This window comes from Rhodococcus sp. YL-1, from assembly GCF_001942025.1.
Lineage (GTDB): Bacteria > Actinomycetota > Actinomycetes > Mycobacteriales > Mycobacteriaceae > Rhodococcus_F > Rhodococcus_F qingshengii.
Window position 1 is genome coordinate 2,759,023 of sequence record NZ_CP017299.1, and the last position, 12,113, is coordinate 2,771,135.

15 protein-coding genes are annotated in these 12,113 nt (G+C 63.1%); 10 read left to right on the forward strand and 5 right to left on the reverse strand.

Annotation, left to right across the window (positions count from 1 at the left end):
• Positions 1-94: 94 nt before the first annotated feature.
• Positions 95-2,866 carry a DNA translocase FtsK gene (locus BH682_RS12910; protein WP_030535561.1) on the forward strand — a complete coding sequence of 924 codons (2,772 nt, stop codon included), beginning with the start codon at positions 95-97 and terminating at the stop codon, positions 2,864-2,866.
• Positions 2,867-2,911: 45 nt separating this feature from the next.
• Positions 2,912-3,892: a TerC family protein gene (locus BH682_RS12915; RefSeq protein WP_075833041.1), complete on the forward strand. Its 981-nt coding sequence runs from the start codon at positions 2,912-2,914 to the stop codon at positions 3,890-3,892.
• Between the two features lie 16 nt (positions 3,893-3,908).
• Here the strand turns inward: BH682_RS12915 and BH682_RS12920 are convergent, their stop codons facing one another.
• Together BH682_RS12920 and BH682_RS12925 are read right to left on the reverse strand one after the other, a co-directional pair.
• Complete coding sequence (locus BH682_RS12920; RefSeq protein ID WP_003942124.1) at positions 3,909-4,193, reverse strand: YciI family protein; 285 nt, start codon at positions 4,191-4,193, stop codon at positions 3,909-3,911.
• A gap of 58 nt (positions 4,194-4,251) precedes the next feature.
• The gene (locus BH682_RS12925) at positions 4,252-4,776 is read right to left on the reverse strand and encodes an amino-acid N-acetyltransferase (RefSeq protein WP_007735157.1); all 525 of its coding nucleotides are present in this window, start codon (positions 4,774-4,776) and stop codon (positions 4,252-4,254) included.
• Positions 4,777-4,896: 120 nt separating this feature from the next.
• Here BH682_RS12925 and pgsA point away from each other — a divergent pair, with 120 nt between their 5' ends.
• The 5 genes from pgsA (at position 4,897) to pspM (ending at position 8,331) form a co-directional block, all read left to right on the forward strand.
• Entirely contained in the window at positions 4,897-5,538 is a 642-nt protein-coding gene (gene pgsA / locus BH682_RS12930; protein ID WP_003942125.1) for a CDP-diacylglycerol--glycerol-3-phosphate 3-phosphatidyltransferase, read from the forward strand.
• Positions 5,535-6,032, forward strand: coding sequence for a CinA family protein (locus BH682_RS12935; RefSeq protein WP_003942100.1), 498 nt, complete (start codon positions 5,535-5,537; stop codon positions 6,030-6,032). The genes pgsA and BH682_RS12935 overlap by 4 nt, the downstream gene beginning before the upstream one ends.
• A gap of 90 nt (positions 6,033-6,122) precedes the next feature.
• Positions 6,123-6,485 (forward strand): helix-turn-helix domain-containing protein, encoded by a 363-nt coding sequence (locus tag BH682_RS12940; RefSeq protein ID WP_075833043.1) that lies wholly within the window; start codon positions 6,123-6,125, stop codon positions 6,483-6,485.
• Positions 6,486-6,641: 156 nt separating this feature from the next.
• Positions 6,642-7,454, forward strand: a complete 813-nt coding sequence (gene pspA / locus BH682_RS12945; RefSeq protein ID WP_003942098.1) for a phage shock protein PspA — start codon at positions 6,642-6,644, stop codon at positions 7,452-7,454.
• Positions 7,455-7,485: 31 nt separating this feature from the next.
• Complete coding sequence (gene pspM / locus BH682_RS12950) at positions 7,486-8,331, forward strand: phage shock envelope stress response protein PspM (protein WP_020907518.1); 846 nt, start codon at positions 7,486-7,488, stop codon at positions 8,329-8,331.
• A gap of 39 nt (positions 8,332-8,370) precedes the next feature.
• Here pspM and BH682_RS12955 read toward each other — a convergent pair whose 3' ends face one another.
• From BH682_RS12955 to BH682_RS12965, 3 genes are read right to left on the reverse strand one after another with little or no spacing between them, the layout of a single operon-like run.
• The gene (locus tag BH682_RS12955) at positions 8,371-8,976 is read right to left on the reverse strand and encodes an energy-coupling factor transporter transmembrane component T family protein (RefSeq protein WP_075833045.1); all 606 of its coding nucleotides are present in this window, start codon (positions 8,974-8,976) and stop codon (positions 8,371-8,373) included.
• Positions 8,973-9,653 carry an energy-coupling factor ABC transporter ATP-binding protein gene (locus tag BH682_RS12960; RefSeq protein ID WP_007735161.1) on the reverse strand — a complete coding sequence of 227 codons (681 nt, stop codon included), beginning with the start codon at positions 9,651-9,653 and terminating at the stop codon, positions 8,973-8,975. The genes BH682_RS12955 and BH682_RS12960 overlap by 4 nt, the downstream gene beginning before the upstream one ends.
• Before the next feature lie 6 nt (positions 9,654-9,659).
• Positions 9,660-10,256, reverse strand: a complete 597-nt coding sequence (locus BH682_RS12965) for a biotin transporter BioY (RefSeq protein ID WP_007735162.1) — start codon at positions 10,254-10,256, stop codon at positions 9,660-9,662.
• Between the two features lie 225 nt (positions 10,257-10,481).
• Here BH682_RS12965 and BH682_RS36370 point away from each other — a divergent pair, with 225 nt between their 5' ends.
• The 3 genes from BH682_RS36370 to BH682_RS12975 all read left to right on the forward strand — a co-directional run bounded on the left by BH682_RS36370 (position 10,482) and on the right by BH682_RS12975 (position 12,113).
• Positions 10,482-10,670 (forward strand): hypothetical protein, encoded by a 189-nt coding sequence (locus BH682_RS36370; protein WP_020907519.1) that lies wholly within the window; start codon positions 10,482-10,484, stop codon positions 10,668-10,670.
• A gap of 17 nt (positions 10,671-10,687) precedes the next feature.
• On the forward strand, positions 10,688-11,401 hold the full coding sequence (locus BH682_RS12970; RefSeq protein WP_063316521.1) for a PIG-L deacetylase family protein: 714 nt from the start codon (positions 10,688-10,690) through the stop codon (positions 11,399-11,401).
• A gap of 73 nt (positions 11,402-11,474) precedes the next feature.
• Positions 11,475-12,113 (forward strand): TetR/AcrR family transcriptional regulator, encoded by a 639-nt coding sequence (locus BH682_RS12975; RefSeq protein WP_003942216.1) that lies wholly within the window; start codon positions 11,475-11,477, stop codon positions 12,111-12,113.

Here is a 12,113-nt window from a genome sequence, read left to right on the forward strand (position 1 = left end):
AGACGGGTTGTGAAGATCACGTTTCGCACTCGCCACCAGTGTTGCTGGTGTTGCGGATGGTCCAGATGGGGTCGCACAGACTAGCCTGAACTCCATGGCAGGTAAGTCGAGCGCCCGGGGATCCAGTACAAGCACGTCTACGTCCAGGGCATCGACCAGGTCGTCAGCCTCTACTCCGAGCGCGCGCGCAACCGCAAAACCTCGTGCCTCGCGCACCACGCGAACTGTATCGACTCCTCGAAATGTCACGACTTCGGCCAGGGCTGGTGGGCGCCCCGCGTCGGGCAAAGGCTCCAAGCCGGCGCCCAAGAAGGCGTCCGGTACGTCGTCGGCCGCGCGCCGCCCGGTATCGAAAACCTCTCAGCGGGCCAGCCCGTTGGCCGCTGTGGGCAAGGGAATCGGAGCCGGGTGGTCCCTGGCTGCCCGCGGCGTCGGCGCCACCACACGCACCGTCAGTAAGGTCGGTGAGATCGAAGCCGGCCACCGCCGCGACGGAATAGCGCTCGGCCTGATCGCATTCAGCGTCGTCATCGCCGGTGGCGTCTGGTTCAAGGCCGGTGGTCCGATCGGCGGCGGCATCGACACCCTCGTGCGGGCGATCTTCGGCGCGGCCTCGGCCGTGCTCCCCATCGTCGGCGTCGGTCTCGCGATCCTGTTGATGCGCACCGAACCGAAACCTGAGATCCGGCCCCGACTGATCATGGGATCCTTGCTGGTCGGTCTGCCGGCGCTCGGCCTCTGGCACATCATCTCGGGTTCACCGACAGACGCCACCGGTCGCTCCAACGGCGCAGGGTTTGTCGGATACGTCGTGGGCGGCCCGCTCACCAACGGGCTCACCGTCTGGCTGTCTGCGCCGCTGCTGGTCATCGCCGCCGGATTCGGAATCCTCCTTCTGACCGGAACGACTCTGCGTGAGGTGCCGAGCAAGTTCCAGTCCTTCTTCGGTGCCTCGTATCGCTCGGACGAATACGGCGACTACGGATCCGAATTCGACGAGGACGGCGAGCACCACTACGGCGAATCTGCTTACGATCCTTCACTGTTCGACGCCGACGGCTACCCGGTCGACACCTACGCCGAGCCACCGCTCAAGCCCGCCAAGCGGACCAGCCGACGCGCACCGATCGACAACTACCCGACGGACGAGTTCGAATCCGGAGACAAGAAGACCGAAGTCCTCGGTCTGTGGAACGCCGACGACACCGCAGTACCCGACGAGCCCGTCGCGGCTGCGGCAGCGCCCGTCGTGGAGACGCCGGCACCGCGCCCCAAGGTGCCTGCGCGTTCGGTCCCCATCGCCAAGCCCGTGCCGAAACCCGAACCGGAGCCGGAGGAGAAGGAACACTTCGTCACCGATCGGGTCACCGACGGTGACTACAACCTCCCGCCGACGACGTTGCTGATCGAGGGAGACCCGCCCAAGCTCCGCAGTTCTGCGAACGACGCGATGATCGAGGCGATCAGCGAAGTCCTCGAACAGTTCAAGATCGATGCCGCTGTTACCGGTTTCACCCGCGGACCGACGGTGACGCGCTACGAGGTCGAACTCGGCCCAGGCGTGAAGGTCGAGAAGATCACCGCGCTCGCCCGCAACATCGCGTACGCCGTGGCAACCGACAACGTCCGCCTCCTGGCCCCCATTCCGGGTAAGTCCGCGGTGGGTATCGAGGTACCGAACTCCGACCGCGAAATGGTCCGCCTCGCCGACGTTTTGAACGCGCCGAGCACCCGACGCGATCACCATCCGCTGGTGATCGGTCTGGGTAAGGACATCGAAGGTGACTTCGTCAGTGCGAACCTCGCGAAGATGCCCCACCTTCTGGTGGCAGGTTCGACCGGCTCGGGTAAGTCGAGCTTCGTGAACTCGATGCTCGTCTCGTTGCTCACCCGAGCAACGCCCGAAGAAGTACGGATGATCCTCATCGACCCCAAGATGGTCGAGCTCACGCCGTACGAAGGTATCCCGCACCTGATCACGCCGATCATCACTCAGCCGAAGAAGGCAGCGGCAGCGCTGGCCTGGTTGGTCGAGGAGATGGAACAGCGCTACCAGGACATGCAGGCCAACCGGGTGCGTCATATCGACGACTTCAACTCCAAGGTCAAGTCCGGCGAAATCACCGCCCCGCTGGGCAGCGAGCGCGTCTACCGCCCGTACCCGTACATCCTGGCGATCGTGGACGAGTTGGCCGACCTCATGATGACCGCGCCGCGCGACGTCGAAGAAGCAATCGTCCGCATCACGCAGAAAGCCCGTGCTGCCGGTATCCACCTGGTGCTGGCAACGCAGCGCCCGTCCGTCGACGTCGTCACCGGCCTGATCAAGACCAACGTGCCCTCGCGTCTGGCGTTCGCGACGTCTTCACTGACGGACTCGCGAGTCATCCTCGATCAGCCCGGCGCCGAGAAGCTCATCGGTATGGGTGACGGCCTCTTCCTGCCCATGGGCGCGGGTAAGCCGACCCGTATGCAGGGCGCGTTCATCACCGACGAGGAAATCTCGGCAGTTGTCGACTTCGCGAAAAACCAGGCCGAGCCCGAGTACACCGAAGGTGTCACCGCACAGAAGGCAGGGGAGAAGAAGGACGTCGACCCCGACATCGGCGACGACATGGATGTCCTCCTGCAGGCCGTGGAATTGGTCATCACGAGTCAATTCGGTTCGACGTCGATGTTGCAGCGCAAGCTACGAGTCGGGTTCGCCAAGGCCGGCAGACTGATGGACCTCATGGAAAACCGCGGCGTCGTCGGACCCAGCGAGGGCTCCAAGGCACGCGAGGTTTTGATGAAGCCTGAGGAACTCGACGGTCTGCTGTGGTCGATACGCGGCGGCGACCCGGACGAGGCACCTGCAGACGAGTAGGGACACCTCGGCGGACAAGCCGTCGACAGACGACCGGAGGAACCCGTGCATGTGACGCCGTTGGCTTGGGGAATCACGATCGTGGTGATCCTCGGCCTGTTCGTCTTCGACTTCTTCGCCCACGTCCGCACTCCGCATGCGCCGACCTTCCGGGAGTCCGCATTCTGGTCGACGGTCTACATTTCGATCGCCATCGTCTTCGGCCTCGTCGTGATGTGGATCTGGGGCACCACGTACGGCGGTGAGTACTTCGCCGGCTACGTCACGGAGAAGGCGCTCTCGGTCGACAATCTGTTCGTCTTCGTGATCATCATGTCGACGTTCGCCGTCCCGCGAGAGTTCCAGCAGAAAGTCCTGCTGATCGGCATCGTCCTCGCATTGGTGATGCGCGGAATCTTCATCGGAGTCGGTGCGGCCGCCATCAATGCGTACAGCTGGGTGTTCTACCTCTTCGGTGCGTTCCTGATCTACACCGCGTACACCCTGATCCGCGATCACGGGCATGAGAAGGAAGCCGAGGAGAAGCGCGACAGTCGCATCATCTCACTCGTGAAGCGGGTGCTGCCGACAACCGAGGAATACGACGGGGACAAACTGATCACCCGGATCGACGGCAAGCGCGTCGTGACACCGTTGTTGTTGGCGCTCATCGCAATCGGGTTTGCCGACGTGCTCTTCGCGCTCGATTCGATTCCGGCGATCTACGGTCTGACCCAGGAACCGTATCTGGTGTTCACCGCCAACGCCTTCGCGCTGATGGGTCTACGGCAGCTGTACTTCCTGATCGGTGGGTTGCTCGAACGGCTGGTCTATCTCTCGTACGGGCTCTCGATAATCCTGGCGTTCATCGGTGTGAAATTGGTACTTCACGCGTTGCACGAGAACACCCTCTCGTTCGTCAACGGAGGTGAACACGTCTCCGTCCCGGAAATCTCCACGGCACTCTCACTCGGAGTGATCGTCGGAGTATTGGCGGTGACGACGGTCGCGAGCCTGTTGAAGACTCGCGACCGGGCGGGGGAGTAAGCCGGGGCCGGGGCTCTCAGGCGCTGAACTGACCCAACACCGGAACCCACTCGGTGATCCGGACCTTCTCGATCAAATCGGCGATCGCGAACGGATCGTGGGTGAAGAGGAGGGAAACGGTGTCGGCGTCTGCGGCGTCGACGATGATCAGCGCGCCGTTTCCATCTGCAAACGGGCCGGATGACAAGACGATCGAGCGGGAAACCAGATCCGCGAGCCACGCGCGGTGATCGCTACGGACTTCGTCGCGCTGAGCGTTCTTCTCGGGCGCGTAGGTGTATTCGACGAGGAACAACGACATCGTGAACCGCTTTCGGGGCTGGTGATCGAGAGGGTGGTGTGTGAAGAGTCTGAACGGTTCAGAGAGTCAGGAGCATGCGAGTATTGCCGAGTGTGTTGGGTTTCACATAGCTCAGATCGAGGAACTCGGCGACGCCGGCGTCGTAGGACCGACACATTTCCGCATAGACCTCGGCGGTGACGGGGGTGCCGTCGATCTCCGCGAATCCGTGACGGTGGAAGAACTCGGTCTCGAACGTCAAAACGAACAACCGTTCCAACTCCAATTCCTTGGCGACCTCGATGAGTTTGTCGACGACGTGGAAACCTGCGCCCTGGCCTTTGGCAGTCGGATCGACTGCGACGGTGCGGATCTCACCCAGGTCCGCCCACAGCACATGCAGTGCGCCGCAAGCGATTACCTGGCCGCCTCGCTCGGCGACCCAGAACTCCTGGACTGCCTCGTACAGCGTCACGAGATTCTTCTCGAGGAGGATCTTGCCGGCGTAGATGTCGATCAGACGCTTGATTTCGGGGATGTCCGACGTTCGCGCGCGACGCACGATCAACTGGCTCTCGGTATAGGTCGGCGCGGTCGAAGTCATGTGGTGCACATTAGTCAATGGCCCTACCGATATTCTAAGTCGCGTGCCTGTCCGCCCCACGCAATTCCCGCGCCGCTCGGCTTTGTCCCGGGTTCGGCTCACCGCCTGTGCGGTGATCCGATGAGTACCCCGCGCGATCAGACCGACGCCCATCGCGCCGCCGTCGGCCCGTCCGACGGCACACCTGTCGCGGACAACCCGGTTCCGTTGCTGAACATCGCGAACATTCTCACGATGGTCCGAATGGTTCTCGTTCCGGTTTTTCTCGTTGTTCTGTTCGTCGACGGCGGACACTCGACGTGGTGGCGTCTCGGGGCAATGGGCGTGTTCATCGTCGCCGCGATCACGGATCGGATCGACGGCCAATTGGCTCGGAAGTACGGTCTGGTCACCGATTTCGGCAAACTCATGGACCCGATCGCGGACAAGGCACTGATCGGCGCCGCGCTGATCGGTCTTTCGGTTCTCGGTGACCTGTCGTGGTGGGTGACCGGAGTGATCATCGCCAGAGAACTCGGAATCACGCTGTTGCGGTTCGCGGTACTGCGGCACGCGGTCATCCCGGCGGGCAAGGGCGGCAAGCTCAAGACCCTCGTGCAGGCCGTCGCGATCGGGTTCTACCTCTGCCCGCTGCCGAGCAGTTGGGACATCGTCAGCGGATTGCTGATGGCTGCTGCCGTCGTGCTGACGGTGGCGACGGGAATCGAATATATCGTGCAGGCGATCAGGCTTCGCGCCGGAGTTCGCGCAGTCGAGTCATGACGGACCCGCTGCTCGCACTCGGAGTGGTCGAACTCGTCGACGCCCTTGGCGCCGCGAGGCAGACTGTCGCCGCCGCCGAATCTCTGACGGCTGGCTTGTTCACGGCTGCGGTCGCGTCCGTGCCAGGGTCGAGCGCGGTGCTGCGTGGGGGCCTGGTCGTGTATGCGACCGACCTGAAAGCAACACTGGCCGGTGTGGATCCCGAGCGTCTGGCAACGGACGGCCCCGTGTCCGAGAGCACCGCCGTGGCGTTGGCGCTCGGCGCCCGGACGAGGTGCGGCGCCGACTGGGGTATCGGACTGACCGGAGTCGCCGGTCCGAGTGAGCAGGACGGACACCCGGTCGGAACGGTGTTTCTCGGTATCGCCGGCCCGGACGGAACCGAATGCGTACCCCTCGCGCTCGGCGGCGAACGGTGGGAGATTCGGACAACCGCAGTCGCAACTGCCGTGTCGCGGTTACGTGATCGTGTCGCAGAGCGTGCGGCACGATAGGCTCGGGAACCAATCGGATGTGTTCGGACGTTGACGATTGTGAAGACGTACGACCATGCACGATGAGGTCACGGATGAAGGAGGAGCGAGATGGCGCTGCTATTGCGTGAGGCAATCGGTGACAGTCTCCGGCGTACGCGCGTTTCGCAGAGCCGCACGCTACGTGAGGTGTCGAACAGCGCGCGTGTGAGCTTGGGCTATCTGTCCGAAGTGGAACGTGGACGTAAGGAAGCATCGAGCGAACTGTTGGCGGCGATCTGTGATGCGCTCGCAGTCCCACTGTCCGACGTGCTGGTCGACGTGAGCGAGACCCTGGCCACGAAGAAGAGCACTCCGGTCGCTGGTCGACAGGTCGCCGAACCCGCCGTGTCGGCTTCCGGTTCGCCGACAATCGCACGCGACACCCGCGTCGTGATTCCGGCGCCGAACGCTCGAAGGTTGGCGGCGGCGTAGCCACTACCGGCCGTAACCGATAGATTTTGTACGTAACCGCCGGTTTCCAGCAGGTGGGGTCAGAGCAGATAGGGCGCAGCCCTTGTTTCGGTGCGCGACGGTCGCGCTCCGGGTCGCGTTCGGCGCGGCGCATCAGATGGAGGCAGGATCAAACCAATGGCTAATCCTTTCGTCAAGGGCTGGAAGTACCTGATGGCGCTCTTCAATTCGAAGATCGATGAGAAGGCAGATCCAAAGGTTCAGATTCAGCAGGCGATCGAGGACGCACAGCGCCAGCATCAGGCGTTGTCCCAGCAGGCTGCGTCGGTGATCGGTAATCAGCGTCAACTCGAGATGAAGCTCAGCCGTCAACTCGACGAGGTCGAAAAGCTCAACGCCAACGCGCGCCAGGCCGTCAACCTCGCCGATCAGGCCGCTGCTGCCGGCGACAACGACAAGGCGATCCAGTACACCAACGCTGCCGAAGCTTTTGCGGCCCAGTTGGTGACGGCCGAGCAGGGCGTCGAAGATCTGAAGGCACTGCACGACCAGTCCTTGCAGGCCGCCGCTCAGGCCAAGAAGGCTGTCGAGCAGAACGCGATGACTCTGCAGGCAAAGGTTGCCGAGCGCACCAAGCTGCTCAGCCAGCTGGAGCAGGCCAAGATGCAGGAGCGCGTGAGCGAGTCCCTTCGGTCCATGGACAGCACGCTGTCGGCTCCCGGCAACACACCCAGCCTCGATGCTGTGCGCGACAAGATCGAGCGGCGTTACGCCGACGCACTCGGCTCTGCCGAGCTCGCCCAGAACTCCGTTCAAGGCCGCATGATGGAGGTCCAGCAGGCCTCGGTCCAGATGGCAGGGCACAGTCGCCTCGAGCAGATTCGTGCTTCCATGAAGGGCGAGGCACTGCCTTCCGGCGGCGCAGCAGCCACTCCTGCGACTCCGTCCGTCGAGAAGCAGCCCCCGGCTGCCGGTCAGACCGGGCAGTAGCCGAATCCTCGATGTCGGCAGTGATGCTCTGATGTTTTCTTCACGAGACGGCCGATCTGGGCGCGAGCCCCGGTCGGCCGTTCCCGTTTCCGTATCCGGCGCCTTCGGAGCGTTGGGACGCACCGCGGACACATTGCGCGAGGTCGGACTGTCTGCGGCGGATGCCGCTCGGCGGTGGCAGGACCCGCGCGCCAAATTCGAGCGCAAACGTGCCCGTGCACGTCGACGCGCTCAGCGTTGGGGTTTCATGTCCGGCGGATCAGTGGTCGGCACGGCCGGCCTTGCGGTTGCGTCGGCCCCCGAGTGGTCGGTGGTCGTGGCAGGCGGGGGAGCGGCACTGTTCGCGGTTCCCGCCGTCATCGCGGTCGGCCGTTACCGTTCGATGAGTTCCGGCCCACCGCCGTCGGCGCCGATTCGCCGGCGCTTGCCACCGTCGTCGTCTCGCGCGTTCATCCCGATGTCTCGCCTCATCGGCGCCGAGACTTCGTTGTTCGAGATCTTGAGTGTGCTCAGACGCGCCGACACCATCGACCCCGGTGAGTTGGACGAAATCACTGTTACCGCCGATTCGGCATTGAGAGCGATGTTCGCGGTGTCTTCGGATGTCGTCGCAATGGAACGCGCCGTGGCCGCTACACCCAAGGTGACCGAACCTCTTGATCCCACCATCGACGGCGCAGTTCGTGAGTTGCAGTCGGGGTTGGATCAGTACGAGGATCTGGTGACTTCGGCAGCTGCTCTGACAGCGCCTCACAGCCCGTCGGCGCTCGTGGGATTCAACCGAGAGCTTTCGGCGCTGCACGCGGCCGCCGAGCGGCTCTCGGCGCTTGCCGACGCCATCGGCGAGGTGGACGACATCACCCGCAAGTACAACTGATCGGCTCTCGCGCCTGATCGATGCACCCTGTTCGAAATCTCAGTCGTCGGCGCCGCGGGCCGCCAACGCTTCACCCATTGCGTCCGCGGTCATCAGGGTGCCGACGATGACCGGAACTGCGAAGGATCGCAGCGAGAATCCGAGCCCTCGCGCCTTGCGTGCCTCGGACGCCTGTGTGATGACCTCGAACATCAGCGGGATGCACCGGATCGTCATTGCGAGGAGCAAAGCGATCCGTTCGGGATTGACGCCGAAGCGTCGCAAGGGTGTCAGGAACCGGGTGATCGCGTCGAGCATCTCGGAGATCCGTGTGGTCAGACCCATGATCGCCGCGAAGGCGATCGAGATGATCAGAACCCCGCACACGACGGCCGCTCGCTGCCATCCCGCGACTACCAGCTGGAACGCCCCGATGAAGAGCAACATCCACAGCGCCGGACGCAGCTGCCGGATCGCAGTCATCGGAGGAATGCGCGCAACCGCGTACAGGGCCACAACGACGATCGTGGGAGCTGCCAGTTGCCACGGCTCACGAACGAAGATCGAGACGGCGAGGATGGCCACGACCAAGGCGAAGAGCTTGATTCCCGTCGGCATCCGGTGCAGGAGTGAGCGGCCCGGACGGTAGACGCCGAGAGTGGTCACGAGACCAACGACCGGTAGTGATCGATGGAGTCGGCGGGGGAACCGTCAGCGACGACGCGGCCTTGGTCGACGACCAACACCCGTTCGAAGGACTCGAGGAGATCGAGTTGGTGGGTCACGACGATCAGTTGCTGATCGAGTGACTCGAATACCGAGCTGATCAGCCGAGAGTTGCGAAGGTCGAGGAGCGTGGTGGGTTCGTCGGCGACGAGTACGTTCGGTTCCGTCACCATGATGGCCGCGAGCGCGAGGAGCTGTTTCTGCCCGCCCGAAAGCTGGTGGGTGGGATGGTCGGCGTGCCCGGCGAGGCCGTAGCGTTCGAGCACCGAGGCCACCTTTGCGGCGCGCTCGGCTTTGCCCAATCCGCTACGGCGGAGCGAGAATTCGATGTCCTCGGCAACCGTCGGCATCACGATCTGGTGGTTGGGATCGGTGAAGACGAATCCGACCTGCTTGCGTACGTCGCGGCCCTTCTTCGCCGTGTCCAAGCCGTTGACGTGGACGTGTCCTTCCGTCGGAACGACCAGTCCGTTGATCATGCGAGCGAGCGTCGACTTGCCGCTTCCGTTCGCACCCACGATTCCGATTCGCTGCTCGCTCAGTCGCAGATCTATCTGCTGCAGGACCGTTCGTTCACCGAAGCTGTGTCCGACGTTCTCGAAGACGATCTCACTCATCGGAGATTAATTCGCCACCACGGTCTTGTTCGACGAGATCACCGAGTCGCGCAGTAGTGCCGGGTATGCCCGGTGAACCTGGGACGCGACCAACGCGGTGACGACTGCTTTTGCGGCGTCGAGCGGGATGAAGGCGGCGTTGGCCGACCATGCGGCAACGAAGCTCATGTGTCCGCGGACCATCATTCCTACGATGCCGAACGCGTAGAGAACGACGACGCCGCCGAGGAGGTTGATGCCGATGCCCGCGATGATCCGGTACTTGGGCAGCATCTTGGCGGTCAGCCATCCGATGACAAACGCCGTCGGGATCCAACCGATGAGGAATCCGGCTGTCGGGCTCGATAGAGACACGAGTGCGGTGCGACCGCCGGCAAGGACCGGTAGACCGACCAATCCCAGAGCAATGACCGTCAGGACGGCGAGAACACCCTTGCGCGGTCCGAGTAGAGCGCCGGCCATCATGACGCCCATGGACTGAAGGGTGATCGGCACGCCGGAAATTCCGATGTTGATCGACCCGGGTAGGCCCAGCGCGATGATGAGTGCGGCGAAGACGGCTACATGCGCGAGATCGCGAGCGGGGAAACGGGTCGTAGACACTGCGGACGTGCTCCTTCGGCATACGGGATCGAACTTCGCGAGTTTACGCCAGGAGCAGGCACCCATGGGTTGGACACCTGACCTGCGTGAGGGCCGGTCTCGGGGTGAACCCTGATCTTTACCTGAACTTGCCGCTGAGCTGCTGCTTTGTCACGCCAGACCTGTCAGGCTGGTTCTACGGACGACGCAGCACCTGTCCGATTCGACTGATTATTCAACGGCACGTTGGAGGTAAGCATGTTTTGGAAGATCGTCTTGGCCGTCGTACTGGTGTGGGTCGCACTCGCGGTGGTCGGTGCGCTGATCAAGGGGCTTTTCTGGGTTCTGGTGGTCGGCGCTGTCGGCTTCGGAATCTACTTCCTGGTGAAGGCGATGTCGGGAAGTGACGACAATTCGCCCGCTTCGCGGTTCTGACGGGCAAGATCTGCCCTATGGAAAACTTCCCCGAGGACTGGCAGCGCGCGATTGTCATCGTGGCGCATCCCGATGACATCGAATACGGCGCAGCCGCAGCAGTGGCGCAGTGGACCGATCGCGGCAAAGACGTGCGATATATCCTGGCCACGCGCGGCGAGGCCGGAATCGCCGGTCTGTCGCCCGAGGAGTCCGGCCCGATCCGCGAGGAAGAAGAGCGTCGCTCGGCCGCGATCGTCGGTGTCGGTGAGGTGGAGTTCCTCGGCCTGCCCGACGGTCGTCTCGTGGAAGGCTTGGAGTTGCGCTCGACTCTCGCCGCAGCAATTCGCCGCCACCGTCCGGAATTGGTGGTGACGATGAACTTCTCCCACACCTGGGGCCCCGGCTATCTGAACAGCGCAGATCACCGTGCACTCGGGATCAGCGTTCTCGACGCAACTGCCGACGCAGCGAACGAATGGATCTTTCCCTCATTGACAGCGCAGGGACTGGCGCCGTGGTCCGGTGTTCGGTGGGTTGCGGTCAATACGATGACTCCCACACACTGCGTCGACGTGACGTCGACGGTCGATCGCGCCGTGGATTCGCTCGCGGAACATGCGCGATATCTGGCGGCGCTGAGTTCCACGCCGATCCGGGAACAGGCGCGCGCACAGATCGACATGGTCAGCGGACCGAAGCCTGGTTTCGACGCCGAGCGAGCAGTTGGTTTCGAGTTGTACTATTTCTGATGATCTCTGAGCGAGAGAAATCGCAAGTCCCGACGGGATTACCGGTGACTTGTCCGGTATTGTGTTACACACGATGGTAATCCGTAACGCAGATGACTCAATTGCCCCTCGCAAGGCAGATGGTCAGCGCATCCCCAGCCGCGAGATCGACGACGTGATTCTCGACGCAGCAAGGTCGTGTGTCCTCGATTTCGGAATGCAGCGAACCACACTTGCCGAGATCTCGCGTCGGGCCGGCGTGAGCCGACCGACGGTCTACCGGCGATGGCCGGACACGCGAGCTGTCGTCGCGGACCTGCTCACCCGGGAGATCCGATCGGTGCTGCCCGAGGTGACCTTCAACGGGTCTGCCGGCACGTTGCTCGTGGAGGCGATCGGTGACGTCGTCGGCCAGATTCGCGACCATCCGCTCTTCGTGAAAATTCGGCAAGCCGATCAAGAATTGCTGACGACCTACATCGTGGACCGGCTCGGCGCGAGCCAGAAGTCGATTCTCGAGCTGATCACATCCGTTGTCGCGGCCGGCCAACAGGATGGTTCGATTCGCGAGGGAAGCGTCAACGAGATCGCGGCGATGGTTCTACTGATGGCTCAGTCCGTCGTCATTTCTGCGCCGACTCTCGAGCCGGAGCTTTCCTCCGATGCGTCGGTCGAGCAACTTCGATATGCGGTCGCTGCTTATCTGGCACCCGTCAAGAATTCGGGAGAATAG

Coding starts and splice junctions, on each gene's coding strand:
- BH682_RS12975 (WP_003942216.1), top strand. CDS start 11,475: ATGGTAATCCGTAACGCAGATGACTCAATTGCCCCTCGCAAGGCAGAT.
- BH682_RS12920 (WP_003942124.1), bottom strand. CDS start 4,193: ATGTCGTTGTTCCTCGTCGAATACACCTACGCGCCCGAGAAGAACGCT.
- BH682_RS12960 (WP_007735161.1), bottom strand. CDS start 9,653: ATGAGTGAGATCGTCTTCGAGAACGTCGGACACAGCTTCGGTGAACGA.
- BH682_RS12970 (WP_063316521.1), top strand. CDS start 10,688: ATGGAAAACTTCCCCGAGGACTGGCAGCGCGCGATTGTCATCGTGGCG.
- pspA (WP_003942098.1), top strand. CDS start 6,642: ATGGCTAATCCTTTCGTCAAGGGCTGGAAGTACCTGATGGCGCTCTTC.
- BH682_RS12935 (WP_003942100.1), top strand. CDS start 5,535: ATGACGGACCCGCTGCTCGCACTCGGAGTGGTCGAACTCGTCGACGCC.
- pgsA (WP_003942125.1), top strand. CDS start 4,897: ATGAGTACCCCGCGCGATCAGACCGACGCCCATCGCGCCGCCGTCGGC.
- BH682_RS12940 (WP_075833043.1), top strand. CDS start 6,123: ATGGCGCTGCTATTGCGTGAGGCAATCGGTGACAGTCTCCGGCGTACG.
- BH682_RS12925 (WP_007735157.1), bottom strand. CDS start 4,776: ATGACTTCGACCGCGCCGACCTATACCGAGAGCCAGTTGATCGTGCGT.
- BH682_RS12910 (WP_030535561.1), top strand. CDS start 95: ATGGCAGGTAAGTCGAGCGCCCGGGGATCCAGTACAAGCACGTCTACG.
- pspM (WP_020907518.1), top strand. CDS start 7,486: ATGTTTTCTTCACGAGACGGCCGATCTGGGCGCGAGCCCCGGTCGGCC.